The following is a 24400-nucleotide window of genomic DNA, read 5'->3' as shown; positions in this document are numbered from 1 at the left end:
ATGGAAAAATATAATAGAGAAGAATTTGAAGAAGTAATCGTCGATATCGGCAGGGTTACTAAGGTTGTTAAAGGTGGTAGAAGATTTAGATTTACTGCTTTAGTTATCGTTGGAAATAGAAAAGGTTTAGTTGGTGTGGGCTATGGAAAAGCTAAAGAAGTTCCAGATGCTATCAGAAAAGCAGTTGATGATGCTTTTAAAAACATTGTTGAAGTTAAAACAAAAGGTTCAACTATCCCTCATGATGTAGAAGTAAAATACAACGCAAGTAGAATTTTACTTAAACCAGCAAGCGAAGGTACAGGGGTTATTGCAGGTGGTTCAACACGTCCTATCGTGGAACTTGCAGGTATTAAAGACATTTTAACTAAGTCTTTAGGTTCAAATAATTCAGCAAATGTTGTGCGTGCTACTATCAAAGCACTTACAATGCTTAAAGGATAATCAATGAATTTAACAAAAGCACCAGGTTCAACACATAAAACCAAAAGAATAGGCCGTGGTCAAGGTAGTGGTATGGGTAAAACTTCTACTAAAGGTGGAAAAGGCCAAACTGCTAGAAAAGGTTATAACGAAAAAAGAGGTTTTGAAGGGGGTCAACAACCACTTCAAAGACGCTTACCAAAAGTAGGCTTTACTTCTAAATTTGAAAAACCTTATGTGATTAATGTTGAAAAAATCACAGCAATCAAAGAGCTTAGCGAAATTACATTTGAAACAATCAATAGTATTCATAAGCTTTCAAAAAATGTAAATAAAGTTAAGCTTATTGGAGCAAGTGCTAAAGATCTTGCTAGTAAAATTAAAGACGAGAAGATCACTTTTAGCGGACAAAAATAATGAATAAAGCATTGACAAATAAAATTCTCATAACATTAGCTTTTTTATTTGCTTATAGAATATTAGCTTATGTTCCAGTTCCGGGGGTTAATGTCAGTGTTATCAAGGAATTTTTTGATTCTAATGCATCTAATGCATTAGGCTTGTTTAATATGTTTAGTGGGGGTGCTGCTGAAAGACTTAGCATCATCTCTCTAGGCATTATGCCTTATATTACTGCTTCGATTATTATGGAGCTTTTAGCGGCAACTTTTCCTAACATAGGAAAGATGAAAAAAGAACGCGATGGTATGCAAAAATATATGCAAATTATCCGTTATGCTACTATAGCTATCACTTTGATACAAAGTATAGGCGTTTCTATAGGCTTGCAAAGTCTTCATGGGAAAGCAGGTCAGTCAGCTATTATGATTGATATGAATACTTTTATTGCACTTTCTGCTATTTCTATGCTTGCAGGTACCATGCTTTTAATGTGGATAGGTGAGCAAATCACTCAACGCGGTATAGGAAATGGTATTTCTTTGATCATCTTTGGCGGTATTGTTTCTACAATTCCAGGTGCAATTAGTGGAACAGTAAATTTGGTAAATACAGGTGAGATGAATTTCTTGACTATCATTGCTATTTTAGTTGTAATTTTACTTACTATTTGGGCTATTATAGTAGTAGAGCTTGGAGAAAGAAGAATTCCTATTTCTTACTCAAGAAAAGTAATCATGCAAAATCAAAACAAACGCATTATGAATTACATACCTATTAAAATAAATTTAAGTGGAGTAATTCCTCCTATTTTTGCAAGTGCGATTTTGATGTTTCCAAGCACTATTTTGCAAACAAGTACAAATGAGTATGTGTTAAAAATTTATGACTTTTTAAATCCAAATGGATTTTTCTTTCATTTTTTAACATTCTTACTTGTTATTTTCTTTGCGTATTTTTATGCATCAATTGTATTTAATGCAAAAGATATAGCTGAAAATCTTAAAAGACAAGGCGGTTTCATACCAGGTATTAGACCAGGTGAAGGAACTGCAAATTATCTTAATGAAGTAGCATCAAGACTTACCTTGTCAGGTTCTATTTATTTAGGGCTTGTAGCTACATTACCATGGCTTATTGTGAAGTTGTTTGGTGTGCCTTTTTATTTTGGTGGAACTTCTGTTTTGATCGTAGTTCAAGTAGCGCTTGATACAATGAGAAAAATCGAAGCTCAAATTTATATGAATAAATACCAAACCTTAAGTGCAGTAGGCTTATAAGAAAGTAGATTTTCTACTTTCTTCTCTTTTTAAGGATTTTGATGAGACTAGGCGTTTTTGATAGCGGTGTAGGTGGGCTTAGTGTTTTAAAATCTTTACTTCAAGCAAAACTTTTTAAAGAATATATTTACTATGGAGATACCGCAAGGGTACCTTATGGGGTTAAAGATAAAAAAACTATCATTAAATTTTCCCTAGAAGCTTTAGAGTTTTTCAAAGAAAAAAAAGTCGATATGCTTATTATTGCGTGTAATACAGTTAGCGCGCATGCTTTAGAAATTCTAAAAGCAAATGCACCATTTCCAGTTCTTGGAGTTATAGAAGCAGGGGTTTTAGCGGTTAAAAACTCTTTAGAAGATAAAAACTCTAATATATTAGTCATTGCAACACAAGCTACCGTGGATTCTCACGCTTATAAGCAAGCTTTAATCAAAGAAGGTTTTTTAAAAGTGGAAGAAAAAGCAACTGGGCTTTTTGTACCTATGGTTGAAGAAGGGATTTTTCAAGGAGATTTTTTAAAAGCTGCTTTTGAGTATTATTTTAATAAGCTTAAATTTCATCCTAATGCTCTAATCTTAGCATGCACGCATTTTCCTTTAATCGCCCATTCTTTGGAAGAGTATTTTGGCAAAAATACAAAACTTATTCATTCAGGCGAGGCTATAGCTTTGCAATTGCAACAAGAATTTAACTTAACATCAATCCAAGAAGAAGCTAACATTCAATTTTATGCTTCAAGCGATGTGGAAAAACTAAAAAAAATTGCAAATTTATGGCTTTAATTAATGAATATTTACTAAAGTATTTTTTATATTAATAATTTATTTTTATTTAAACATAGTTGCATTATAATTTTTATCATTTCTAATGAAAGGACTAACATGAAAAAAATGTTAATGTGCGCAGCTATGGCACTAAGTTTAGGAGCAGGAATTTTGGAAGCAAAACCAAAAGTTGCAATTTTAGCTACAGGTGGAACTATTGCAGGCTCGATTGATAGTTCGGTAGCTACAACAGGTTATACAGCCGGTGTTTTAGGGGTTGATGCTTTGATTAAAGCAGTGCCTCAAATTCAAGATTTAGCAGTAATTAGCGGGGATCAAATTGCAAATATTGATAGTAAAGATATGACAAATGAAATTTGGCTAAAACTTGCTAAAGAAGTTAATAGGCTTTTAAAATCTGATGTAGATGGAGTTGTGATTACTCATGGTACTGATACCATGGAAGAAACTGCATATTTCCTAAATTTAACCGTAAAAAGCGATAAACCTGTTGTTTTAGTTGGTGCAATGCGCCCATCAACTGCAATTAGTGCAGATGGTCCTAAAAATCTTTACAATGCTGTAGCGTTAGCAGCAGATCCACAAGCAAAAAATAAAGGTGTAATGGTGGCTATGAATGATAGAATTCAAAGCGCTAGAGGCGTTATGAAAACTCATAGTTTAAATGTAAATGCATTTAGTTCACCGGATATGGGTGATATGGGTTATATAGTAGATGGAAAAGCATTCTTCTACAATACTAATACAAAATTACACACTAAAAAATCTCCATTTGATGTTAGCAAGCTAAAAGAATTACCAAAAGTAGATATTCTTTATAGTTATGCAAATGATGGTAGCGGTGTTGCAGCAAAAGCTTTGTTTGAAAATGGAACTAAAGGTATAGTTGTAGCTGGAACAGGTGCTGGCAGTATTCATGATTATCAAAAAGATGTATTAAAAGAATTGCTTAAAAAAGGTCTTAATGTAGCGGTAAGTTCACGCGTAGTAGCTGGTAGAGTTGCAGTAAGTGATGCTGATGCAAAACTTGGTTTTATTGATACAGGTGATATGAGTCCTCAAAAAGCTAGAGTATTATTAATGCTTGCTTTAACTAAAACAAGTGATCCTAAGAAAATTCAAGAATATTTCTTAAAATACTAAAATCTTTTAGCGCCCAAATGCTACAATAACATTTGGGTGAGTTTTTCAATCAAAATCTTACTTAAATTAATCACAAGGATATTAAATGAGACAATATGAAAGCTATAAATGCCAAAAATGCGGCAATGAAGTAGAAGTGCAAAATGTAGGTGGTGGAAAGCTTAGTTGCTGTGGTCAAGAAATGGAGTGCATTACTAAAGATTTAACAGCCATAAATTTGATGAAAGCTTTCGCAGGTGAATCTATGGCAAGAAACAAATATGATTTATTTGCAGATATTGCTCAAGAAGAAGGTTGGCATGCTATTGCAAAGCATTTTAGAGAAGCTGCAGAAAATGAAAAATGGCATGCAAGAGCTGAGTTTAAAGCTTATCATGAATTAGTAGATGGTAAAGCTTTGGAAGAAACTGCTAAAAATTTAATCTGTGCAGCAGAGGGTGAAAATTACGAGCATACTACCATGTATCCAAATTTTGCACAAATTGCAGAAGATGAAGGCAAGAAAAACATAGCAAGATTATTTACTGCTATTGGTAAAGTAGAAATTGAGCATGAAAGAGAATATTTAGCACTTAAAAAAATGCTTGAAGAAGAAGATTTCTTTAATTCAGAGGTAGAAGAATTATGGGTTTGTGAAGTTTGTGGGCATATACACCGTGGTAAAAAAGCACCAAATGCCTGTCCTTTGTGTAAAGCTCCAAAAGAATACTTCAAACGAGAATTTTTAGGATAATTTTAAAAATCTTGATAAAAATGATAAAATATTTTATTTTTATCAAGGCCTAATATGCAAATTCTAACTCATCCTTTTGAACCTTTTTTTGATGAAAACTCAAAAGTTTTGATACTAGGTTCTTTTCCATCTATTAAATCAAGAGAAGAAAATTTTTATTATCAACATAGTAAAAATCGTTTTTGGCGTATTTTTGAAATATTATTTGAGTGTGAGTTAAAAACAGTGCAAGAGCAAAAGGCTTTTTTAAAAGCAAATCATATAGCACTTTGGGATGTTATAGCAAGTTGTAAGATAAAAAATTCAGATGATAAAACTATTTCTTATGCCAAAGCAAATGATATAAGTATTATTTTAGATAAGGCAAATATAGAAAAAATTTGTGTATTAGGTAAAGTTGCAAGTAAATATTTTGCTAAATTTTATCCTGAGCAAGAATTTTTTGAACTTCCTTCAAGCTCACCTGCCAATATAAATTATTCTTTAGAAAATTTAGTAGAAAAATATACTATTATAAAGGAAAAATAATGGCTTTAGTTGGAGTAGATGAGGCTGGGCGTGGAGCTTTAGCTGGAGATATGCACTTGGCAGCTTGCAAGCTTTTAAAAAATATTGATGGTTTAGCTGATTCTAAAAAATTAAGTGCAAAAAAAAGAGAAGAATTATATGAGCAAATTCTTTCTAATTCAAATTTTTTAATCCTTGCTTTTTCACCTTTGCAAATTGATATTTTAGGACTTAGTCAGTGTTTAAATTTGGGCTTAAAGATAATAAAAAAACATTTTAACCAAGATGAGATTTTATATGATGGAAATTTAAATTATGGTGTTTTGGGTATTAATACTATGATTAAAGCTGATATGAAAGTGCAAGAAGTTTCAGCCGCTAGTATATTAGCTAAGGTAAGTCGTGATCAAAAAATGTGTTATTTTTCTAAATTATATAATAATTATGATTTTGATAAACACAAAGGTTATGGTACAAAAGCTCATATAGAAAAGATTAAAGTATTTGGTTATTCACCTTTGCATCGCAAAAGTTTTATGTTAAAGTGTTTTGAGAAAAGCTTATTTGATTAGATTGTGTTTTGTAGTTTTAATAATGAAAAAATATAATTAAAAACTATTTTTTTAATAATAATCTATTAAAAATTATAATATTGGTTTAAAATACTCTATGTTTTAAGAAAAATTAATTTTTTTCTATTATAGTAATATAAAAATATTTTAAGGGGTATTATGTCTTTACTTTTAAGTGAGCTAAAGATTGGAAATTTTTATGTAAAAAATCGCATCGTAATGCCTCCTATGGATATGTATGAAACACAAGTTTTAGATGGTAAGATTAATCAATTTCACTTGATACATTATGGAGCTAGAGCTTTGGGTGGTGTTGGGCTTATCATAGTTCAAGCTTGTGCGATCAATGAAAATGCAAAAATTGCTGATAATGATATAGGCCTTTGGGGAGATTTTCAAATTCGAGGACATAAGGAGCTTGTCGATCTTTGTCATCATTTTGGTACTAAAGTTGCTATCCAACTAAATCATAGTGGTCGTAAAAATTCATGCAAACAAGCTATATCAAAAGCCCCAAGTAATATCGCTTTTAGTGAAAAATTTTCTAAACTTCATGTTTTAAGTAAAGATGAAATTTTACAAATAGAGCAAGAATTTATCCAAAGTGCTAAAAGAGCTAAAGAAGCAGGCTATGATGCGATAGAACTTCATAGTGCTCATGGGTATTTGCTTAGTTCATTTTTATCTCCTTTATCAAATCAAAGAGATGATGAATATGGTGGTAGTTTTGAAAATAGAGCGCGTCTTTTGTGTGGTATCATTAAGCGTATAAAAAAAGAAGTTGATATTACTTTATTTGTAAGAATTTCAGCTACAGAGTGGCAAGAGGGTGGTTGGAATTTGGAAGATAGTAAAAAACTTGCCTTGATTTTAGAAAATTTAGGCGTTGATATGTTAGATATTTCAGCAGGAGGAAATATCAACAAACCTTCTTTAGTGCCAAATATAGCACCACTTTACCAAGCTCCTTATGCTAAGGCTTTAAAAGAAGTTGTTAAAATTCCTATATCTTGCGTGGGTCTTATAAATAGTGCTAGCGAAGGTGAGGCTTTGCTTTTGGGTGAGGTGTGTGATTTAGTTTGTTATGGTAGAAAATTATTAAGAAATCCAAATTTTGCAAATGAAGCCGCAGTTGCTTTAAATGAAAGGGAAAAAATCACGCCAAACTACTCAAGAGCATATTTGTAAAATAATACAAAAAGTTTTTAGGTAAAAGCTTTTTTTATTATTTTTTACAAGGAGAAAATGTGGATAATCTTAAGTGGAATTCTTTTGATACGCGTTGGATGCTTTCTCTTTTTGGGACTGCAGTTGGTGCGGGGATTTTATTTTTACCTATTAAAGCAGGTGTTGGTGGTTTTTGGCCAGTTGTTGTAATGGCTTTGATTATTTTTCCAATGGTGTATTTAAGCCATAGAGCCTTAAGTCGTTTTGTATGTCAAGCAAATGGTAATGATAAAGATATTACTCATGCGGCTGAAGAGTATTTTGGTAGAAAAGTAAGTATTTTTATTTCTGTGCTTTATTTCTTTGCAATTTTCCCAATTTGTTTAGCATATTGTGTAGGTATAACTAATACTTTTGAGAGTTTTATTTATAATCAATTCTTACCACTTTTAGATCCAAATGGTTCTTTCGCAAACGCAATTAGTGCTATGTATCAAACAAGTGTAAATGAGCAAGGAAAAACTATAGCTAATTTACTTCCTTTTTATAGAGCGCTTTTTGCTTTTGTTTTAGTAAGTATTTTTATGCTTATTATGCTTTTTAGTGAAGAATTAATTACCAAAGTATGTGAGTGGCTTGTATATCCTTTATGTGCTATTTTATTTTTATTTTCTTTATATCTTATCCCGCAATGGTCGTTTGAAAGTTTTAGTGCTATTCCTGGAACAAAAGAATTTATTACTATAGTATGGCTAACTTTACCGGTTTTAGTGTTTTCATTTAATCACTCACCAGCGATTTCTACTTTTTCTTTAAGTGTAAAAAGACAATATCCTGAAAATTCAGTACAAAAAGCAAATCAAGTGTTATTTAGAACTTCTGTAATGTTACTTGCTTTTGTAATGTTTTTTGTGGTATCTTGCGTGCTTTCTTTAACTCCTGCAGAACTTGCTGAAGCTAGAGCACAAAACATACCTGTACTTTCTTATTTTGCTAATAAACTTGATAATCCATTTATTTCTTATGGTGGTCCACTAATCGCATTTTTAGCAATTTCTAGTTCATTCTTTGGGCATTATTTTGGTGCTAGGGAAGGTGCTTATGGTATAGTTAGAAAATGTTGCAAATTAGCAGGTAATGATAATCCGGATTTGAAAAAAATCGCAGTTTATTCAACTTTGGTAATGTATATTGTTATGTTAATTACTGCTTATGTAAATCCAAGTATTTTAGGTTTTATTGAAAGCTTAGGTGGTCCAATCATTGCCGCAATCTTATTTTTAATGCCTATGATTGCAATTTACACTGTATCTAAAATGAAAAAATTCCAAAACAAAGCTTTAGATGCATTTGTGTTTATCACAGGTATTTTGACAATCATCACTGTAATTTATACTTTTTAAGGTGCTGATGAATGAGTAGTAATTTAAGTATATTTAAAGTTGGTGTCGGTCCTTCATCTTCTCATACTTTAGGACCAATGCTAGCAGGGAATATGTTTTGTGAAAAAATCAAAGATAAAATCACACAAATTACAAAAATTCAAATCAAACTTTATGGCTCTTTATCGCTTACTGGTAAAGGCCATTTAAGTGATAAAGCTATTATATGGGGGTTGAGTGGCTTAAGAGCAAAAGAATTAAATGTTGCTTTGCAAGATCGTGTGTTTAATAAAATTTTGCAAGATAAAATTTTGGTTTTAGATGCTCAAAAAGAATTAAATTTTGATTATGATAAAGATTTGATTTTTGAAAAAGACTTTTTACCTTTGCATGAAAATGGATTGAAAATAAGTGCTTATAATGAAAATGGAGAAATCATTGCTGAAGAAATTTATTATTCAGTAGGTGGTGGTTTTGTTATGAGTGAAGCTGAACTTCAAAAACACAAAGACGGAGCTTGTGAGCAAAAACATACTAAATTAGAACTTGATATTAATAACGCAAGCGATGCTTTAAGAATTTGCGAAGAAAATTCATGGGATCTAGCAAAACTCTCTTATGAATATGAGCTTCAATTTCACACTAAAGAAGAAATTAGAGCTTATTGTTTAGAAATTTGGGAAGTAATGCAAGAAGTTTATTATAATGGTATTCATCCAAGCTCAGATTTTCTTCCAGGGAATTTACATTTAAAACGCCGCGCCAAAGGACTTAATGAGCGTTTGGCTATGACAAGTGATCCTTTAGGAATTATTGATTTTATTTCTTTATATGCTATTGCTATTGCAGAGGAAAATGCAAGTGGAGCTAGAGTGGTAACTGCACCAACTAATGGCGCATGTGCTGTTGTGCCTGCTGTAATGCTTTATCTTAAAAATCATACTATTGGTTTTAACGATGAAAAAGCCATTAATTTTTTACTTACTGCTATGTTAATAGGCTCTTTTTATAAGAAAAATGCAAGTATAAGTGGTGCTGAAGCTGGCTGTCAAGCTGAAATTGGTAGTGCAAGTTCTATGGCAGCAGGAGCTATGGCTACTGTAATGGGTTTTGATGCAAAGATAGCTTGTAATGCTGCTGAAATTGCAATGGAGCATCATTTAGGTTTAACTTGTGATCCAGTAAGTGGTTTAGTGCAAATTCCTTGTATAGAAAGAAATGCCTTTGGAGCGATTAAAGCAATTTCAGCTGCTAGAATGGCAATGAGTAGAAAATCAACTCCAAAAGTAAGTCTTGATGAGGTTATAAAAACTATGTATGAAACCGGCAAAGACATGAACTCAAAATACAAAGAAACTTCTTTAGGTGGTCTAGCTACTAATCTTACAAGTGTATGTTAAAACCTTAAGTTTTAAAACTTAAGGTTTTTCCTTAAAGCTTTTAAAAGCGCATAAATGCTAAATTTTTAAAAATTTTAAGGAAAATATAAATGATAGAAATCAAAAAACCAGCAGAAATAGAAAAACTACGCAAGGCAAATGAACTTGTAGCTAGAACGCTTGACTATCTAGAGGGCATTATAGTTCCGGGTATGAGTTTAAAAGAAATTGACATTAAAGCAGAAGAATTTATACTTGATCATGGTGCAAAACCATCTTTTAAAGGCTTATATGGTTTTCCAGGCAGTATTTGTATCTCGCTTAATCAAGCTTGCATTCATGGTGTAGGGGATGAGCGTATTTTAAAAGAAGGCGATATTTTAGGGCTTGATGTGGGTACTTGCATAGATGGATATTATGGAGATGCAGCAAGGACTATACCTATAGGTCAAATTTCAGCCACTGATGAGGCTTTGATTGCTTGTGCTAAAGATGCTTTGTATTATGCTATAGATATTATCAAAGAAGGTATGCGTTTTAAAGAGCTTTCATATGAGCTTGGCGAGTTTATCGCTAAAAGAGGATTTGTACCTTTGAAAGGTTATTGTGGTCATGGTATAGGTAAAAAGCCACACGGTGAGCCTGAAATTCCAAATTATTTAGAACCAGGTGCTAGTGCAAAAAGTGGACCTAAAATCAAAAATGGCATGGTATTTTGCATAGAGCCTATGGTATGTCAAAAAGATGGCACACCGGTACATTTAAAAGGTAATTGGGAAGCAGGAAGCAAAGATGGATTAAATGCTGCTCATTATGAGCATTGTGTTGCAATTATAAATGGCAAAGCAGATATTTTATCTAAGTAAGAAAGTTTAAACTTTCTTACTCAAATGTTTTTAGTTTTTCTGAAAGTTTAGAGGCATTTTCTAAAACATCTTGTGAAATTTGTGTTAGCTCGAGTGAATAGTTTTTAACACAATTTGCAAGTTCAGTCACTTTTTCTACATTTTGTTCTAACTCATTCATTTTAGCTTTTGACTCATCACTTTTTTCTTCCATAATTTTAGTAGAATGGATACTTGTTTTTAATTTTTCTATAGAAGCACCGACTTCACCTTGTAAGATATTAGCTTTGTTGGAAGTATCACTCATGGATTGATGAATTCCATCCATCAAGCTTTTGTTGTCATTGATTTGTTGTACTATAGTTCTTACAGTAGTTTCTATAGCGACTAAAGATTTTGTAGTTTTATCAGCTAAGTTTCTAACTTCATCAGCAACAACAGCAAAGCCTCTACCATGTTCTCCTGCACGAGCTGCTTCAATAGCTGCATTTAAAGCTAGCAGGTTAGTTTGATCGGCTATATCTTTAATAGCTGCTGTAACTTCTACAATACTATCAGCACTTTGTACTAGTATATCCATAGCACTTAAAACACTTTGTTCTTTTTCTCCACTTAGTAATATAAGCTCTACTAACTCTTTAAGTGTTTTTTCAACTTCTCCCATAACTTCTTGCATATCATGCATATCTTTTATAGTATTTTTAGCTAGATTTTGAGTTAAGTCTATATGACTTTCTAAAACAGAACTTATTTCATGGACATTAGAAATTTGCTCATGCTGTAAAAGTGAACTTTGCTGTAAAATTTCAGCATTTTGGGAAAGTTTTTGTGAGCTTTTGTGGCTTGAATTTGCAGTTTGTATGGCTTCTAAAACTGAATTTTGCACTATCTGTATGAAAGAATTAATATAGCCAGCACTTGTAGCTAATTCACTTTTTTTATCAATGTCTAATCTTGCACTTAAATTCGCATGTTCTCCCGCTAGATTTGCACTTAGTTTTTCAAGTAAAGATATAGGTATGATTACTTTTTTTAATGTTAAAAGTATGAAAAAAATCAATACAACTAAGGTAAATAGGAAAATTCCTATAGCTGTATAAAGATTATATTTATTTTGTAGATTGATATTTTTAGCAATTAAATTTTGGTGTGCTAGAATTTGTTTTTGCAGTTCTTGATCAAGAAAACTTTGAGAATTATCTTTTAATATTTTAATTTGACTTAATATCATCTTACAATGTGTATTAAAAAGCTCAAATAACTCTTGTGGTAATTGAGAATCTTTTGCGTTTAAATTTGTGACAAGATTTTGTAATCTATTTTGCGCTAAAGGTTCTAATATATCCATAGTTCCTATAATGCTTAAAATATTTCCTATATATTCTATTTGTTTAGCCTCTTGAGTAGTGAGTGCTAATTGATTTGTTTGTTTGATGATTTCTTGTTGAATTTCGTAAAGATAAAGCTTTGAATTTATAGCAATAGAATTGGCTGATTTAAAATGTTGTAGTTGTGTATTTTTTTTCTGAAAAATTGCTTCTAGCTTTTTAGTATCTATTTCATTGGCTTTTAAAATAGCTAAAGTATTTTCAAAATCTCTTACTAGTTTGACGCTAATGTCATAGTTTTGTAGATTTAGTTTATTTTTAAAAATTTCATCTATTTTAGTATCTAGAATTTCTAATTTTTGAAAAGAATCCATAATAAGTGAATTTCTTTTGGTGGTATTGTAAGTATTAAAAATAAATAAAGTCAAAGTTAAAAGCAATACCAAAACCACTATGGATAAAGTGATGAATTGTTTTAAAAAAGAGAAAGTTTTTTTATTTGAGTGGATCATGGTATTCTCCTGTTAAAGAATTTAAAAATGCAACTATATCATCAACTACATCTTGCTCTAAAAATTTACCAAGCTGATAATACGCCATAAATTGTACGCAAGCATCAAGTGTTGGCATAGAACCATCATGAAAATAAGGAGCAGTTTTGGCTATGTTTCTAAGACTTGGCACTTTTACTACAAATTGATCGTGAGGATCTTGAGTGATCTCATAGCGTCCTTTCCAATTTGTTCCATTATCATAAGGAACAAATACCCCCATTTTTTGATACATATTTCCACCTATATTTTGTCCTTGATGGCACGCTATACAACCATTTGATAAAAAGGCATTATAGCCTCTTTTTGCTTGTTCGCTTATAGCATTTTTATCTCCCTTTAAGTAGCGGTCAAATGGGGAATTTGGCGTAAGTAAGGTTTTTTGAAATTCAGCTAAAGCATCTGCTATATTATCAAAGGTAACTTCTCCGTAAAGTCTTTTAAATTCTTTTTCATAAATTGCGTTAGTTTTTACTATTTGCACCACTTCATCTGCATCTTTTAACCCCATTTCTTTAGGGTTTAACAAAGGATGTTTGGCTTGTTCTTGTAAATCTTTTGCATTGCCTCTCCAAAATTGTGCTAGGCTAAAAACGGCATTAAAATTTGTAGGAGTATGGAATGGCTCATCTATTATGCCATTAATACCTGTTGAAAAAGTTTTATTATCTACTCCAAAATTTGCAATATCATGACAACTATTGCAAGATACTTTTTTATCTTTTGATAAACTTGTATCCATATAGAGTTTTTTTCCTAAAATAGCTTTTTCTTTATTATAAGGAATGCCTTCTGGTATAGGTGTAATCATTTCAAATGCTAAAAGTGGTAACAAAGAAAGTATTAAAACAATAAAAATTTTCATGATCATTTTCCTTTAATTTTATAAATTTTTAATTAATAATTTTTTTTAATTATAACATTAAAATCTTAACCTCTTATAAGTAAATATGGTAGTTATCAGTGTTATCAGGGATAAAAACAAAATATAAATAAAAATTCCATACACGAAAGGATTTTCAGGTTTTATAGCCAAAGAATGTAATGCAAATACAAGTTGAGGAGTGAAACCACCCGCTATTGCATAAGCTATATTATAAGAAAAAGAAATTCCACTAAAACGAATACTTGGCTTAAAAATTTTACACATTAAAATAGGTGCTAAAGCATTAATACCACCAAAAAAACACGCTATAAAATAAAAATATATACTCAAATGCAAAATTTGAGCATAGAAAAAATAAAAATAAAAAAAGCACGATAAACTAAATCCTATGGTAAAAATTAAAGCGGTAGCTAAAAAACCAAATTTATCAACCCAAATTCCAGCAAGTAAAGTTCCACAAGATAAAATCACTATTGCAAACATTTGGATTAAAATCGCATCTGTTTTATCAAGAATCAAAACTTCTGATATAAAATTAGGCATAAGTAAAATAAGTATTATCACGCAAGCTGTGAGCATCCAAGTTAAAAGCATAGAAGCAATGATGTCTAAATAAATATTTTTTTCTTTAAAAAGTGTTTTTAAAGGAAATTTTTCTAAATCATTTTCTTGTCGCATTTTTTGAAAAACAGGTGTTTCTTCTAAAAATTTTCTAAGATATATAGAAATGATACCAAAAAATCCACCTATAGCAAATGGAATACGCCAAGCATATTCATAAATTGCTTCTTGATCAAAGTAATGATTAATCGCTAAGGCAACAATACAACCTAAAAGAATTCCAAAAGCCATAGAAGCATTAATAGCGCTAACATAAAAACTATCTCTTCCATCGGGTGCATGTTCTTTTACAAATACCCAAGCACCAGGGAGTTCTCCGCCTATAGCTATACCTTGAGCTATTCTAACAAGTAGTAAAAAAATAGGAGCAAAATATCCTATAGTTTCAAAAGTAGGTATAAAAGCTAGAGAGAAAGTTGGAAGCACCATGAGTAATATACTAAGCATAAACATCTTTTTGCGACCCATTTTATCTCCAAAATGTGCCATAATTATACCACCGATTGGTCTAGCTAAATATCCTGCCGCGAAAGCCCCATAAGTGTTTAAAAGTTTCCAAAAATCACTTAAATCACTAGGAAAAAAATTTCTTGAAATATAATTAGCAAAAAATACAAAAATAACAAAATCATAAAATTCTAAAGCTCCACCCAAAGAAGATAAGGAAAGAGTTTTAAAATCACCTCTTTTTAAAGTTTTTGACATCTATAAATACTTTCTTTTTGTAGTAATTTTGTAATTATAGTAAAAAATATTATAGTTTGTAAAAAAAATATTAAAAATTTAAAAAGAAAAATTGTGATAAAATAATAGCTTTGTATTTTATAGAAAGGAGAGAAATATTGGCAAAAGATGATATTATCGAAATCGATGGTAATGTAATCGAAGCTTTACCTAATGCGACTTTTAAAGTCGAATTAGATAATAAACATGTGATACTTTGTCATATTGCAGGTAAAATGCGTATGCATTATATTAGAATTATGCCTGGCGATAGAGTTAAAGTAGAGCTAACGCCTTATAGTCTTGATAAGGGTCGTATTACATTTAGATACAAATAAGTCTAAGTTGTTTAAAAGCAAAAGTAAAGTATAATTAGCACTTTTGCAGAAATTGCAATAAAACTGTATGAAGAAGTATTTTCAAAATCACCACTTATTTTGAAAATAGTTGGTTGCTCTAAAAACCTGGTGCAGTTGTAAAAAAGTGGAATTTACAATAACAGGAGTAAAGCATGAAAGTTAGACCATCTGTTAAAAAGATGTGTGACAAATGCAAAGTAGTTCGTCGTAAAGGCGTAGTTCGCATTATTTGCGAAAATCCAAAACACAAACAAAGACAAGGATAATTTATGGCTCGTATTGCAGGTGTAGATTTACCAAAGAAAAAAAGAATTGAATATGGTTTGACTTATATTTATGGTATAGGTTTACATACTTCAAGAAAAATCTTAGATAAAACCGGAATTTCTTATGATAAAAGAGTTCATGAGTTAAGTGAGGACGAAGCAGCGGCTATCCGTAAAGAAATTCAAGAAAACTATATGGTTGAGGGTGATCTTAGAAAACAAGTTGCTATGGATATCAAAGCATTAATGGATCTAGGAAGCTTTAGAGGCTTAAGACATAGAAAAGGCTTACCGGTTCGTGGTCAAAAAACAAAAACAAATGCCAGAACTAGAAAAGGTAAGAGAAAAACCGTTGGTGCAAAATCATAAGGATAGAAAATGGCAAAAAGAAAAGTTGTTAAGAAAAAAATAGTTAAAAAAAATATAGCTAAAGGTATAGTTTATATCAGTGCAACATTTAATAATACTATGGTTACTGTAACTGATGAAATGGGAAATGCTATTGCATGGAGTAGTGCAGGTGGTTTAGGATTTAAAGGTTCTAAAAAATCAACTCCTTATGCGGCACAACAAGCAGTAGAAGATGCTTTAAATAAAGCAAAAGAACATGGTATTAAAGAAGTAGGCATTAAAGTACAAGGGCCAGGAAGTGGTCGTGAAACAGCAGTTAAAAGTGTAGGTGCTATGGAAGGTATCAAAGTAACTTTCTTAAAAGATATTACCCCATTAGCTCATAATGGTTGTAGACCACCAAAACGTCGTCGTGTCTAAGAATAAGATATAAGATTTAGGAGAATTATAATGGCAAGATATAGAGGACCAGTAGAAAAATTAGAAAGACGACTTGGCGTAAGCTTGGCAATGAAAGGCGAAAGAAGATTAGCAGGTAAAAGTGCTTTAGATAAACGCCCTTACGCACCAGGTCAGCATGGACAAAGAAAAGCTAAAATTAGTGAATATGGACTTCAATTAAGAGAAAAACAAAAAGCTAAATTTATGTATGGTGTTAGTGAAAAACAATTTAGAAGATTATTTAGTGAAGCTGCTAGAAAAGATGGCAATACCGGTGCGCTTTTAATCCAGCTTTTAGAACAAAGACTTGATAATGTTGTTTATAGAATGGGTTTTGCTACAACACGCCGTTTTGCTAGACAACTTGTAACTCATGGACACATTTTAGTAAATGGTAAAAGAGTAGATATTCCTAGTTATAGAGTAGAAGCAGGCCAAAAAGTTGAAGTGATTGAAAAAAGCAAAAACAATCCTCAAATTTCAAGAGCGATCGAACTTACTGCTCAAACTGGTATAGTTGCTTGGGTTGATGTAGAAAAAGATAAAAGATTTGGAATTTTTACAAGAAAGCCTGAAAGAGAAGAAGTTATCATTCCAGTTGAGGAAAGATATATCGTTGAGTTGTACTCTAAATAATAAAGGTTTTTGATATGAGACATATTACAACTTCTGCTTATACACCAACAGAGTTTAGTATTGAAAATATCAGTGATACAGTAGCAAAAGTAAGTGCATGGCCTTTTGAAATTGGTTATGCTATTACTTTGGCGCATCCTTTGCGTCGTTTGCTTTATTCAAGCACAGTAGGTTTTGCTCCAACAGGAGTTAAAATCAAAGGCGTAGCACATGAATTTGATAGTATGCGTGGTATGCTTGAAGATGTAGCATTGTTTATTATCAATCTAAAAAAATTAAGATTTAAACTAAAAACAGATTCTGAAAAAGAAATCGTAACTTTTAGTTTTAAAGGACCAAAAGAAATTTGCGGAAAAGACTTAGACAATGAAGTTGTTGAAGTTGTGAATGCAGATAGCTACCTTGCAACGATTAATGAAGATGCAGATTTAGAATTTACTTTAATCATTGAAAAAGGTATAGGTTATGTGCCTTCTGAAGAAATTCAAAATTTCTTAGATCCTGAATTTATAGCACTTGATGCGTTCTTTACTCCGGTAAAACATGCGGTTTATGATATAGAAAAAGTGCTTTTTGAAGATAATCCAGATTATGAAAAAGTTGTTTTTACAATCACAACTGATGGTCAAATTTCACCAAGTGATGCTTTTAAAAATGCTTTAGAAGCAATGTATAAACAATTATCAGTGTTTGATAAAATCACTAATGCACAAGGTGTTGTAAGAAGTCAAACACCAAATAATGAAGTAGAACATGTAAAATTACTTCAAAATATAACTGAGTTAAATTTAAGTGCAAGAAGTTTTAACTGCTTAGAAAAAGCAAATGTAGTTTATATTGGTGAACTTGCCTTAATGAGTGTTAGCGAACTTGCAGATTTAAAAAATCTTGGTAAAAAATCTTTAGATGAGATTAAAAGTGTAATGGAATCTATAGGTTTCCCTATAGGAAATTCAAAACTCAGTGATAGTGCAAAAGAAACGCTAAAGAAAAAAATTACAGAATTAAAAGCACAAAATGAAGGATAATCAATGAGACATAGACATGGATATAGAAAGTTAGGTCGCACTTCTACTCATCGTGCAGCCTTATTAAAAAACCTTACCATTGCTATTATTAAAGCAGGTAAAATAGAAACAACATTACCTAAAGCAAAAGAATTAAGAGGTTATGTTGAAAGATTGATCACTCGTGCAAGAAAAGGTGATTTCAATGCTCACAGAGCAGTTTTTGCTAGCTTACAAGATAAAGAAGCCACAAATAAACTTGTAACAGAAATTGCACCTAAATTCGCAGATAGAAATGGTGGTTATACAAGAATTATCAAAACAAGAATTCGTCGTGGCGATGCTGCAGAAATGGCTTTCATCGAATTCGTAGCTTAATTTTTAGCCTTTTAAAGGCTAAAAACTTCTTATTTTTATTTATTTACTTACTATTTTTTGTATTTTTATCCATTTTTTGCTACTATTAATCTTTTTAACTACAAAAAAGGAAAAAAATGCAAGAAAATTCAAGATTACGCATAGCTATACAAAAATCAGGTCGTTTAAGTAAAGATTCTATTGCCTTGCTTGAGTCTATAGGCGTAAAACTTCGCATACACGATCAAAGTTTAATTGCTTTTTCTACAAATTTACCTATTGATTTACTCAGAGTAAGAGATGATGATATACCAGGGTTAATTTTTGATGGAGTAGTAGATCTTGGCATAGTTGGGGAAAATGTTTTAGAAGAAAATGAGTTAGAAAGAAAATCAAAAAACGAAAATGCAGATTTTATAATGCTTAAAAAGCTTGATTTTGGTGGGTGTCGCTTGTCTTTAGCATTACCAGAAAATAGTGAGTATAAAGGTATAGAAAGTTTTAAAAATTTACGCATAGCAACTTCTTATCCACAGCTTTTAAAGCGTTTTATGGAAGAAAATAACATCCCTTATAAAACTTGTATGTTAACAGGCTCAGTTGAAGTAGCACCAAGTGCAAATTTAGCTGATGGAATTTGTGATTTAGTTTCAAGTGGTGCTACTTTAAAAGCAAACGGACTTAAAGAAGTTATGGTAATTTATAAGTCAAAAGCTTGCATTATCCAAAGAAAAGAAAGTTTAGCTTCACACAAACAAGAGTTAATCGATAAATTACTCATTAGAATTCATGGAGTTATGCAAGCAAGAGAGTCAAAATACATCATGTTGCATGCTCCTATTGAAAAGCTAGAAAAAATCACAGCCTTGTTACCAGGTGTTGAAAAACCTACGATTTTACCTTTAGAAAATGATAAAGCTAGAGTGGCACTGCATATGGTAAGTCAAGAAAATTTATTTTGGGAAACTATGGAAGCTTTAAAAAAAGAAGGTGCAAGTGCGATTTTAGTTTTACCTATTGAAAAAATGCTCTCTTAAAGGATAAAAATGCAAATACTTGATTTTGAAAAATTAAACCAAAGCGAACAAGAATTAGCACTCAAGCGTCCTGCTATGAGTGCTAATGCGCAGGTTAAAACCATAGTAGAACAAATCATTGAAGATGTTAAAACAAATGGCGATGAAGCTTTAAAACAAATGGCTATAAAATTTGATAAAGTAGAGTTAAATTCCATCAAACTAAGTGATGAAGAGCTTAGTAATTTAGCAGAGCAAATTGATGATGAGTTAAAACAAGCTATCAAAATAGCTTATGAAAATATCTATAAATTCCACAAAGCTCAAGAAAGTCAAACCATAGAGGTTCAAACCTTTGAAGGGGTAACTTGCAAGGTGCTAACAAGAGCCATTGAAAAAGTAGGGCTTTATATACCAGGAGGCTTAGCACCACTTTTTTCAACCGCACTTATGCTAGCTATCCCTGCTAAAATTGCAAAATGTAAATTCATAGCCTTAGCTTCCCCAGCGCCATTACATCCTGCCATTGCTTTTGTGGCAAAACTTTGTGAAGTTGATGCAGTGTATCAAATAGGTGGAGCAGGAGCTATAGCAGCGCTTGCTTATGGAACGCAAAGTGTGCAAAAAGTAGATAAAATTTTTGGCCCAGGAAATGCTTTTGTAACTGAAGCCAAAAAGCAAGTTAATAATCATGGAGTAGCTATTGATATGCAAGCAGGGCCTTCTGAAGTGTTAGTTTTAGCAGATGAGTTTGCTAATGCTAAATTTATAGCTTCAGATTTACTCTCGCAAGCTGAACATGGAGCAGATTCTCAAGCGATTTTAGTTTGCACAAGTGAAAAATTAGCTAAAGAAGTAGATAATGAAGTTGCTTTACAGCTTGAAAAACTCTCGCGTAAAGAAATTGCTTCAAAATCTTTAGCACACTCTAAAATCATTCTTGCAAAAGATATAAAACATGCCATAAGTATTTCAAATGACTATGCACCCGAGCATTTGATCATTCATACACAAAATCCATCTAGCTTGCTTGATGATATTATGCATGCAGGTTCGGTATTTTTAGGTGAGTATTCTCCAGAATCTATGGGAGATTATGCAAGTGGAACAAATCATGTATTGCCAACTTATGGTTTTACCAAGTCTTATTCTTCACTAGGGCTTGCTGATTTTATGAAAAGAATGACTGTACAAGAACTTAGCAAAGAAGGCTTTAAAAAGCTTGGTCCTGTGGTGGAAATTTTAGCAGCAGCTGAAGGGCTTGATGGGCATAAAAATGCCGTGAGTTTAAGATTAGAAAGTCTAAAATGAGTGCAAAAATTTTATTTATCGATAGAGATGGCACGCTCATTGATGAGCCAAAAGATGATTTTCAAATCGATTCTTTGGAAAAACTTGAGTTTGAAAAAGGTGCTATCAATGCGCTTTTAAAGTTAAAAAATTTTGGTTTTAAATTTGTTATGGTAAGTAATCAAGATGGCCTAGGCACAAATTCTTTTCCTAGGGAAAATTTTGACAAGGCTCATGAAAAAATGCTAAGTGTTTTTCAAAGTTGTGGCATAGAATTTGAAGATATTTTTATATGTCCGCATTTTGAGCATGAAAATTGCGCCTGCAGGAAGCCAAAAACTGCCATGCTTGAAAACTATATCAAAAATAAACTTTATGATAAAACCAAAAGTTTTGTTATAGGCGATAGAGACAGCGATATGCTTTTAGCGCAAAATCTTGAAATTCAAGGTTTAAAATACGATAAAAACGATTTTAACTGGGAGCAAATCGCTGATTTTATTTTGCAAAATTACCGCAGTGCCTGTATAGAGCGTAATACCAAAGAAACCCAAATTCAAGTTAAAATGGCTTTTAATGAAAAAGCAAAAGCTAATATAAAAACAAATATCGCATTTTTTGATCATATGTTAGAGCAAATTGCTACGCATGCAAATATATCTTTAGAGATAAGATGCAAAGGGGATTTAGAAGTTGATGAACATCACAGCGTAGAAGATGTCGCACTTGCTTTGGGCGAGGCTATTAAAAATGCACTAGATCAAAAAATAGGTATTGCAAGATATGGCTTTGTTTTACCTATGGATGAGTGCTTGGCAAGTTGTGCAATTGACTTTTGTAATAGACCGCATTTAGTTTATAAGGCTAAGTTTAAAAAAGAAAAGCTTGGAGAATTAAGCACAGAAATGATAGAGCATTTTTTCTACTCACTAAGCTATGCTATGGGTGCGAGTTTGCATTTAAAAGTTAAAGGCAAAAACGATCATCACAAAGCCGAAGGACTTTTTAAAGCCTTTGCAAGAGCTTTAAAAATGGCTATAAAAATAGAAAATGAAAACCTAGCAAGCTCTAAAGGAGTGATATGAAAATTTTTTTTATAATGCAAGTGTTTGTAAAATATGATCACTTATTATGTTATATGAGACTTAACAATGAAACAAAAAGATAATGTTATAGAAGCTTTTAAAAATAATAATAACTTTGCAACTTTAAGTCAGCTTTATATGCTGACAGATGTTAGTAAATGGGAAACAAAAACACCTTTTGCAAGTATTAGAAGAATATTACAAACAAATAAAGAATTTTATAAAATCACAGCAGGACTTTGGGGTTTAACAGAGAAAAAGCATGAGATTGAAAAAAAATTAAATTTGATAAATAACGAATGTCAGTTTAGTCATTCTTATTATCAAGGGCTTATTGTCTCAATTGGAAATTTAAGAGGCTTTCAAACTTTTGTTCCTAGTCAAGATAAGAATAAATATTTTATGGATACTAGGTTAGGCGACTTGGCTACTTTAGATTCTCTTTATAGTTTTACATATGATGAATTGACACAAAAAGCTAAATTTAGCGATTGTATTTGGTTTAATGAACGAAAAATGCCTCATGCTTTTTATGAGGTAGAGCATTCTACTAATATAAAAAATTCTATTAACCGTTTTTATGAGCTTCAAGATTTTAGAGCAAAATTTTTTATTGTTGCGCATAAAAATAGATATAGAGAATTTCAAAATATAATTTCGAATTCTATTTATGAAAAAATAAAAGATATTGTATATTTTGCAGATTATGAGAGTATTGCTAAGCAATATGAGAAAGAGAGTGTAAAATATGAAATGGGAATTTAATTTTTCAAGAAAGTGTTTATCATGAAACTAGCTATTATAGATACAGGTTGTGCGAATTTAGCTTCACTTGCTTTTGCGCTCGAGCGTTTAGGACAAAAAAGTATTATCACGCATGATTTAAAAGAACTTTCACAAGCAGATAAGCTTTTACTTCCTGGGGTTGGCACAGCAGCTAAAGCAATGGCTAATCTACAAGCACTCAATTTAGAAAATTTTATCCAAACTACCACAAAACCACTTTTAGGCATTTGTCTTGGTATGCAAATTTTGGGTAAATTTTCAGAAGAATTACACCAAAAAACACTTGGTATTATGCCTTTCGAGACACAAAAATTCCAAGAAAAAACAAATTTTACTTTCCCGCATATGGGGTGGAATCAAGTCTTTAGCTCTCATGAGCTTTTTAAAGGCTTAGATGGAGCTTATTTTTATTTTGTGCATAGTTATTGTGTGAGTTTAAATGAATACACCATCGCAGAGTGTGAGTATTCTACCAAATTTAGTGCAAGTTTAAATAAAGACAATTTTTATGGTGTGCAGTTTCACCCTGAAAGAAGCGGCGAAGCGGGCGAAGTATTATTAAAAAATTTCATAAATATGTAGGTAAAAATGCAAACTCAAATCATTCCGGCATTAGACTTAATAGATGGCAAAGTAGTAAGGCTTTATAAAGGAGATTATGCTAAAAAGCAAGAATACAGCTTTGATCCTTTAGCTAAATTTCAAGAGTATGAGGCTCAAGGTGTTGTTTGGCTTCATTTGGTGGATTTAAGCGGTGCAAAAGATCCTAGTAAAAGACAACTAAAACTCATAGAAAACCTAGCTTCAAAAATCAAAGTAAATCTTCAAGTAGGTGGAGGAATTCGCACTAAAGATGAAGTTAAAGCTTTGTTTGATAGCGGTGTTAAACGCGTAGTTATAGGCTCTTTAGCGGTTAAAAATAAGCCCCTTACACAAGAGCTTTTGAGTGAATTTGGTGTAGAAAATATAGTCTTAGCGCTTGATAGCATTTGCGTTAAAGATGAGTTTTTTGTGGCTGTTGATGCATGGAGTAAAACAAGCGATGAGAGTTTGTTTGGGCTTTTAAATTTTTATAAAGATGTAAAACATATCTTATGCACAGATATTTCTAAAGATGGCACGATGAGTGGAGCAAACATCACTTTATACAAAGCTTTGCATAAGAAATTCCCACATTTGCAAACCCAAGCAAGTGGAGGTGTGGCGAGCTTAGAAGATTTTAAAAAGCTAAATGGCATAGTAAGTGGTATCATCGTAGGTAAAGCCTTGCTTAATAAAGAATTTAGCATAAAGGAGGCTCAAGAATGCTTACAAAACGCATAATTGCATGTTTAGATGTAAAAGATGGTAGAGTAGTTAAAGGGGTGCAGTTTAAAAATCATGAAGATATGGGAGATGTTATAGAACTTGCTAAATTTTACTCACAAAATGGCATTGATGAGCTTGTATTTTATGATATTATGGCTTCAGCCAAGAATGAGCGTATCAATAGAGCTTGGGTAAGCAAAGTAGCACAAAATATCTCTATACCATTTTGCGTCGCAGGGGGTATAAAAAGCGAAGATGACGCAAAAGAACTTTTAGCAAATGGTGCTGATAAAATTTCTATTAATTCCCCTGCTTTAAATGATCCTGATTTAATCTCACGCCTTGCAAAAAGCTTTGGAGTTCAATGCGTAGTCGTAGGTATAGATACTTTTAAAGATGAAAACAACGAGCTTTTAGTCTATAAATACACCGGAGATGAGAGCAAATCTCATCATAGTGGTAAAAAAACACTAGAGTGGGTAAAGCAAGTATGCGAGCTAGGAGCTGGCGAAATCGTGCTAAATATGATGAATCAAGATGGCATGAGAAAGGGTTATGATCTAGATCAACTTACCAAGGTTAGACAAATTTGTCCTGTGCCTTTAGTGGCAAGCGGTGGCGCAGGAGCTAAAGAGCATTTTTTGGACGCTTTTAAACTTGGTGTTGATGGAGCTTTAGCAGCTTCAGTGTTTCATAAAAAACTTATAGATATTAAAGAATTAAAACTATTTTTAAAAGATCAAGGCATACAAATTCGTATTTAATAAGGAAAAA

General features: G+C 31.9%; 29 protein-coding genes and 1 pseudogene. 26 read left to right on the top strand and 4 right to left on the bottom strand.

Going from position 1 to position 24400, the window contains the following annotated elements:
• The 12 genes from rpsE to map all read left to right on the top strand — a co-directional run bounded on the left by rpsE (position 1) and on the right by map (position 10636).
• Positions 1-444 carry a 30S ribosomal protein S5 gene (gene rpsE / locus L8X33_RS03705; RefSeq protein ID WP_039617161.1) on the top strand — a complete coding sequence of 148 codons (444 nt, stop codon included), beginning with the start codon at positions 1-3 and terminating at the stop codon, positions 442-444.
• A 3-nt stretch (positions 445-447) separates the two neighbouring features.
• Entirely contained in the window at positions 448-840 is a 393-nt protein-coding gene (rplO, locus tag L8X33_RS03700; protein ID WP_039617163.1) for a 50S ribosomal protein L15, read from the top strand.
• A complete protein-coding gene (secY, locus tag L8X33_RS03695) occupies positions 840-2102 on the top strand; it encodes a preprotein translocase subunit SecY (RefSeq protein ID WP_133319135.1) in 1263 nt (420 codons plus the stop codon). The genes rplO and secY overlap by 1 nt, the downstream gene beginning before the upstream one ends.
• A 41-nt stretch (positions 2103-2143) precedes the next feature.
• The gene (murI, locus tag L8X33_RS03690; RefSeq protein ID WP_133319136.1) at positions 2144-2884 is read left to right on the top strand and encodes a glutamate racemase; all 741 of its coding nucleotides are present in this window, start codon (positions 2144-2146) and stop codon (positions 2882-2884) included.
• A 114-nt stretch (positions 2885-2998) separates the two neighbouring features.
• Complete coding sequence (locus L8X33_RS03685) at positions 2999-4030, top strand: type II asparaginase (protein WP_257928322.1); 1032 nt, start codon at positions 2999-3001, stop codon at positions 4028-4030.
• 85 nt (positions 4031-4115) lie between these two features.
• The gene (locus tag L8X33_RS03680) at positions 4116-4763 is read left to right on the top strand and encodes a ferritin family protein (RefSeq protein WP_220567003.1); all 648 of its coding nucleotides are present in this window, start codon (positions 4116-4118) and stop codon (positions 4761-4763) included.
• A gap of 54 nt (positions 4764-4817) precedes the next feature.
• Positions 4818-5291 (top strand): DNA-deoxyinosine glycosylase, encoded by a 474-nt coding sequence (locus L8X33_RS03675; protein ID WP_263661430.1) that lies wholly within the window; start codon positions 4818-4820, stop codon positions 5289-5291.
• Complete coding sequence (locus L8X33_RS03670) at positions 5291-5842, top strand: ribonuclease HII (RefSeq protein WP_263660379.1); 552 nt, start codon at positions 5291-5293, stop codon at positions 5840-5842. Before L8X33_RS03675 ends, L8X33_RS03670 begins: the two co-directional genes overlap by 1 nt.
• A gap of 159 nt (positions 5843-6001) precedes the next feature.
• Positions 6002-7030, top strand: a complete 1029-nt coding sequence (locus L8X33_RS03665; RefSeq protein ID WP_263669989.1) for a tRNA-dihydrouridine synthase — start codon at positions 6002-6004, stop codon at positions 7028-7030.
• 98 nt (positions 7031-7128) lie between these two features.
• Positions 7129-8412: an aromatic amino acid transport family protein gene (locus L8X33_RS03660; RefSeq protein WP_133319191.1), complete on the top strand. Its 1284-nt coding sequence runs from the start codon at positions 7129-7131 to the stop codon at positions 8410-8412.
• An 11-nt stretch (positions 8413-8423) separates the two neighbouring features.
• Positions 8424-9791, top strand: coding sequence for an L-serine ammonia-lyase (locus tag L8X33_RS03655; RefSeq protein ID WP_263664497.1), 1368 nt, complete (start codon positions 8424-8426; stop codon positions 9789-9791).
• 89 nt (positions 9792-9880) lie between these two features.
• Positions 9881-10636, top strand: coding sequence for a type I methionyl aminopeptidase (map, locus tag L8X33_RS03650; RefSeq protein WP_263659176.1), 756 nt, complete (start codon positions 9881-9883; stop codon positions 10634-10636).
• A 16-nt stretch (positions 10637-10652) separates the two neighbouring features.
• Here the strand turns inward: map and L8X33_RS08770 are convergent, their stop codons facing one another.
• From L8X33_RS08770 to L8X33_RS03635, 4 genes and pseudogenes are all read right to left on the bottom strand, one after another.
• On the bottom strand, positions 10653-11279 hold the full coding sequence (locus L8X33_RS08770; RefSeq protein WP_263665375.1) for a methyl-accepting chemotaxis protein: 627 nt from the start codon (positions 11277-11279) through the stop codon (positions 10653-10655).
• Positions 11280-11780: 501 nt separating this feature from the next.
• Positions 11781-12455: pseudogene (locus L8X33_RS08765) on the bottom strand (DAHL domain-containing protein); the annotation flags it as partial.
• Entirely contained in the window at positions 12439-13362 is a 924-nt protein-coding gene (locus tag L8X33_RS03640; protein WP_263659248.1) for a cytochrome-c peroxidase, read from the bottom strand. The pseudogene L8X33_RS08765 and the gene L8X33_RS03640, both read right to left, overlap by 17 nt.
• 54 nt (positions 13363-13416) lie before the next feature.
• The gene (locus L8X33_RS03635; protein WP_263659173.1) at positions 13417-14706 is read right to left on the bottom strand and encodes an MFS transporter; all 1290 of its coding nucleotides are present in this window, start codon (positions 14704-14706) and stop codon (positions 13417-13419) included.
• A gap of 137 nt (positions 14707-14843) precedes the next feature.
• Here L8X33_RS03635 and infA point away from each other — a divergent pair, with 137 nt between their 5' ends.
• The 14 genes from infA (at position 14844) to hisF (ending at position 24390) form a co-directional block, all read left to right on the top strand.
• Positions 14844-15062: a translation initiation factor IF-1 gene (gene infA, locus L8X33_RS03630; protein ID WP_012660842.1), complete on the top strand. Its 219-nt coding sequence runs from the start codon at positions 14844-14846 to the stop codon at positions 15060-15062.
• 173 nt (positions 15063-15235) lie between these two features.
• Positions 15236-15349, top strand: coding sequence for a 50S ribosomal protein L36 (rpmJ, locus tag L8X33_RS03625; protein ID WP_002781429.1), 114 nt, complete (start codon positions 15236-15238; stop codon positions 15347-15349).
• A gap of 3 nt (positions 15350-15352) precedes the next feature.
• Positions 15353-15718, top strand: a complete 366-nt coding sequence (rpsM, locus tag L8X33_RS03620; RefSeq protein WP_012660843.1) for a 30S ribosomal protein S13 — start codon at positions 15353-15355, stop codon at positions 15716-15718.
• Between the two features lie 9 nt (positions 15719-15727).
• Positions 15728-16120: a 30S ribosomal protein S11 gene (rpsK, locus tag L8X33_RS03615; protein ID WP_133319145.1), complete on the top strand. Its 393-nt coding sequence runs from the start codon at positions 15728-15730 to the stop codon at positions 16118-16120.
• Positions 16121-16150: 30 nt separating this feature from the next.
• Entirely contained in the window at positions 16151-16777 is a 627-nt protein-coding gene (gene rpsD / locus L8X33_RS03610; RefSeq protein ID WP_263659172.1) for a 30S ribosomal protein S4, read from the top strand.
• 14 nt (positions 16778-16791) lie between these two features.
• The gene (locus tag L8X33_RS03605) at positions 16792-17805 is read left to right on the top strand and encodes a DNA-directed RNA polymerase subunit alpha (RefSeq protein ID WP_263669987.1); all 1014 of its coding nucleotides are present in this window, start codon (positions 16792-16794) and stop codon (positions 17803-17805) included.
• A 3-nt stretch (positions 17806-17808) separates the two neighbouring features.
• Positions 17809-18162 (top strand): 50S ribosomal protein L17, encoded by a 354-nt coding sequence (rplQ, locus tag L8X33_RS03600; RefSeq protein ID WP_012660847.1) that lies wholly within the window; start codon positions 17809-17811, stop codon positions 18160-18162.
• 116 nt (positions 18163-18278) lie between these two features.
• On the top strand, positions 18279-19178 hold the full coding sequence (gene hisG / locus L8X33_RS03595) for an ATP phosphoribosyltransferase (RefSeq protein ID WP_133319147.1): 900 nt from the start codon (positions 18279-18281) through the stop codon (positions 19176-19178).
• A gap of 9 nt (positions 19179-19187) precedes the next feature.
• A complete protein-coding gene (gene hisD / locus L8X33_RS03590) occupies positions 19188-20468 on the top strand; it encodes a histidinol dehydrogenase (RefSeq protein WP_263660373.1) in 1281 nt (426 codons plus the stop codon).
• Complete coding sequence (gene hisB, locus L8X33_RS03585) at positions 20465-21532, top strand: bifunctional histidinol-phosphatase/imidazoleglycerol-phosphate dehydratase HisB (RefSeq protein WP_263669986.1); 1068 nt, start codon at positions 20465-20467, stop codon at positions 21530-21532. The genes hisD and hisB overlap by 4 nt, the downstream gene beginning before the upstream one ends.
• Positions 21533-21598: 66 nt before the next feature.
• Positions 21599-22297, top strand: coding sequence for a hypothetical protein (locus L8X33_RS03580; protein ID WP_041570259.1), 699 nt, complete (start codon positions 21599-21601; stop codon positions 22295-22297).
• Positions 22298-22318: 21 nt separating this feature from the next.
• Positions 22319-22900, top strand: coding sequence for an imidazole glycerol phosphate synthase subunit HisH (gene hisH / locus L8X33_RS03575; RefSeq protein WP_263669984.1), 582 nt, complete (start codon positions 22319-22321; stop codon positions 22898-22900).
• Positions 22901-22906: 6 nt separating this feature from the next.
• Positions 22907-23641, top strand: a complete 735-nt coding sequence (gene hisA, locus L8X33_RS03570) for a 1-(5-phosphoribosyl)-5-[(5-phosphoribosylamino)methylideneamino]imidazole-4-carboxamide isomerase (protein ID WP_263669983.1) — start codon at positions 22907-22909, stop codon at positions 23639-23641.
• On the top strand, positions 23623-24390 hold the full coding sequence (gene hisF, locus L8X33_RS03565) for an imidazole glycerol phosphate synthase subunit HisF (protein ID WP_263669982.1): 768 nt from the start codon (positions 23623-23625) through the stop codon (positions 24388-24390). Before hisA ends, hisF begins: the two co-directional genes overlap by 19 nt.
• Positions 24391-24400 lie beyond the last annotated feature (10 nt).

This window comes from Campylobacter sp. CNRCH_2014_2849 (genome assembly GCF_025772845.1).
Taxonomy (GTDB): Bacteria; Campylobacterota; Campylobacteria; order Campylobacterales; family Campylobacteraceae; genus Campylobacter_D; species Campylobacter_D lari_D.
Note: the sequence above shows the minus strand (reverse complement) of the source record. Positions and strands in the feature narration are given on the sequence as shown.

Bases quoted from the DNA above. Each gene is read 5' to 3' on its own strand.
- rpsE (WP_039617161.1), top strand. From the start codon at position 1: ATGGAAAAATATAATAGAGAAGAATTTGAAGAAGTAATCGTCGATATC.
- rplO (WP_039617163.1), top strand. From the start codon at position 448: ATGAATTTAACAAAAGCACCAGGTTCAACACATAAAACCAAAAGAATA.
- secY (WP_133319135.1), top strand. From the start codon at position 840: ATGAATAAAGCATTGACAAATAAAATTCTCATAACATTAGCTTTTTTA.
- murI (WP_133319136.1), top strand. From the start codon at position 2,144: ATGAGACTAGGCGTTTTTGATAGCGGTGTAGGTGGGCTTAGTGTTTTA.
- L8X33_RS03685 (WP_257928322.1), top strand. From the start codon at position 2,999: ATGTGCGCAGCTATGGCACTAAGTTTAGGAGCAGGAATTTTGGAAGCA.
- L8X33_RS03680 (WP_220567003.1), top strand. From the start codon at position 4,116: ATGAGACAATATGAAAGCTATAAATGCCAAAAATGCGGCAATGAAGTA.
- L8X33_RS03675 (WP_263661430.1), top strand. From the start codon at position 4,818: ATGCAAATTCTAACTCATCCTTTTGAACCTTTTTTTGATGAAAACTCA.
- L8X33_RS03670 (WP_263660379.1), top strand. From the start codon at position 5,291: ATGGCTTTAGTTGGAGTAGATGAGGCTGGGCGTGGAGCTTTAGCTGGA.
- L8X33_RS03665 (WP_263669989.1), top strand. From the start codon at position 6,002: ATGTCTTTACTTTTAAGTGAGCTAAAGATTGGAAATTTTTATGTAAAA.
- L8X33_RS03660 (WP_133319191.1), top strand. From the start codon at position 7,129: ATGCTTTCTCTTTTTGGGACTGCAGTTGGTGCGGGGATTTTATTTTTA.
- L8X33_RS03655 (WP_263664497.1), top strand. From the start codon at position 8,424: ATGAGTAGTAATTTAAGTATATTTAAAGTTGGTGTCGGTCCTTCATCT.
- map (WP_263659176.1), top strand. From the start codon at position 9,881: ATGATAGAAATCAAAAAACCAGCAGAAATAGAAAAACTACGCAAGGCA.
- L8X33_RS08770 (WP_263665375.1), bottom strand. From the start codon at position 11,279: ATGGGAGAAGTTGAAAAAACACTTAAAGAGTTAGTAGAGCTTATATTA.
- L8X33_RS03635 (WP_263659173.1), bottom strand. From the start codon at position 14,706: ATGTCAAAAACTTTAAAAAGAGGTGATTTTAAAACTCTTTCCTTATCT.
- rpmJ (WP_002781429.1), top strand. From the start codon at position 15,236: ATGAAAGTTAGACCATCTGTTAAAAAGATGTGTGACAAATGCAAAGTA.
- rpsM (WP_012660843.1), top strand. From the start codon at position 15,353: ATGGCTCGTATTGCAGGTGTAGATTTACCAAAGAAAAAAAGAATTGAA.
- rpsK (WP_133319145.1), top strand. From the start codon at position 15,728: ATGGCAAAAAGAAAAGTTGTTAAGAAAAAAATAGTTAAAAAAAATATA.
- rpsD (WP_263659172.1), top strand. From the start codon at position 16,151: ATGGCAAGATATAGAGGACCAGTAGAAAAATTAGAAAGACGACTTGGC.
- L8X33_RS03605 (WP_263669987.1), top strand. From the start codon at position 16,792: ATGAGACATATTACAACTTCTGCTTATACACCAACAGAGTTTAGTATT.
- rplQ (WP_012660847.1), top strand. From the start codon at position 17,809: ATGAGACATAGACATGGATATAGAAAGTTAGGTCGCACTTCTACTCAT.
- hisG (WP_133319147.1), top strand. From the start codon at position 18,279: ATGCAAGAAAATTCAAGATTACGCATAGCTATACAAAAATCAGGTCGT.
- hisD (WP_263660373.1), top strand. From the start codon at position 19,188: ATGCAAATACTTGATTTTGAAAAATTAAACCAAAGCGAACAAGAATTA.
- hisB (WP_263669986.1), top strand. From the start codon at position 20,465: ATGAGTGCAAAAATTTTATTTATCGATAGAGATGGCACGCTCATTGAT.
- L8X33_RS03580 (WP_041570259.1), top strand. From the start codon at position 21,599: ATGAAACAAAAAGATAATGTTATAGAAGCTTTTAAAAATAATAATAAC.
- hisH (WP_263669984.1), top strand. From the start codon at position 22,319: ATGAAACTAGCTATTATAGATACAGGTTGTGCGAATTTAGCTTCACTT.
- hisA (WP_263669983.1), top strand. From the start codon at position 22,907: ATGCAAACTCAAATCATTCCGGCATTAGACTTAATAGATGGCAAAGTA.
- hisF (WP_263669982.1), top strand. From the start codon at position 23,623: ATGCTTACAAAACGCATAATTGCATGTTTAGATGTAAAAGATGGTAGA.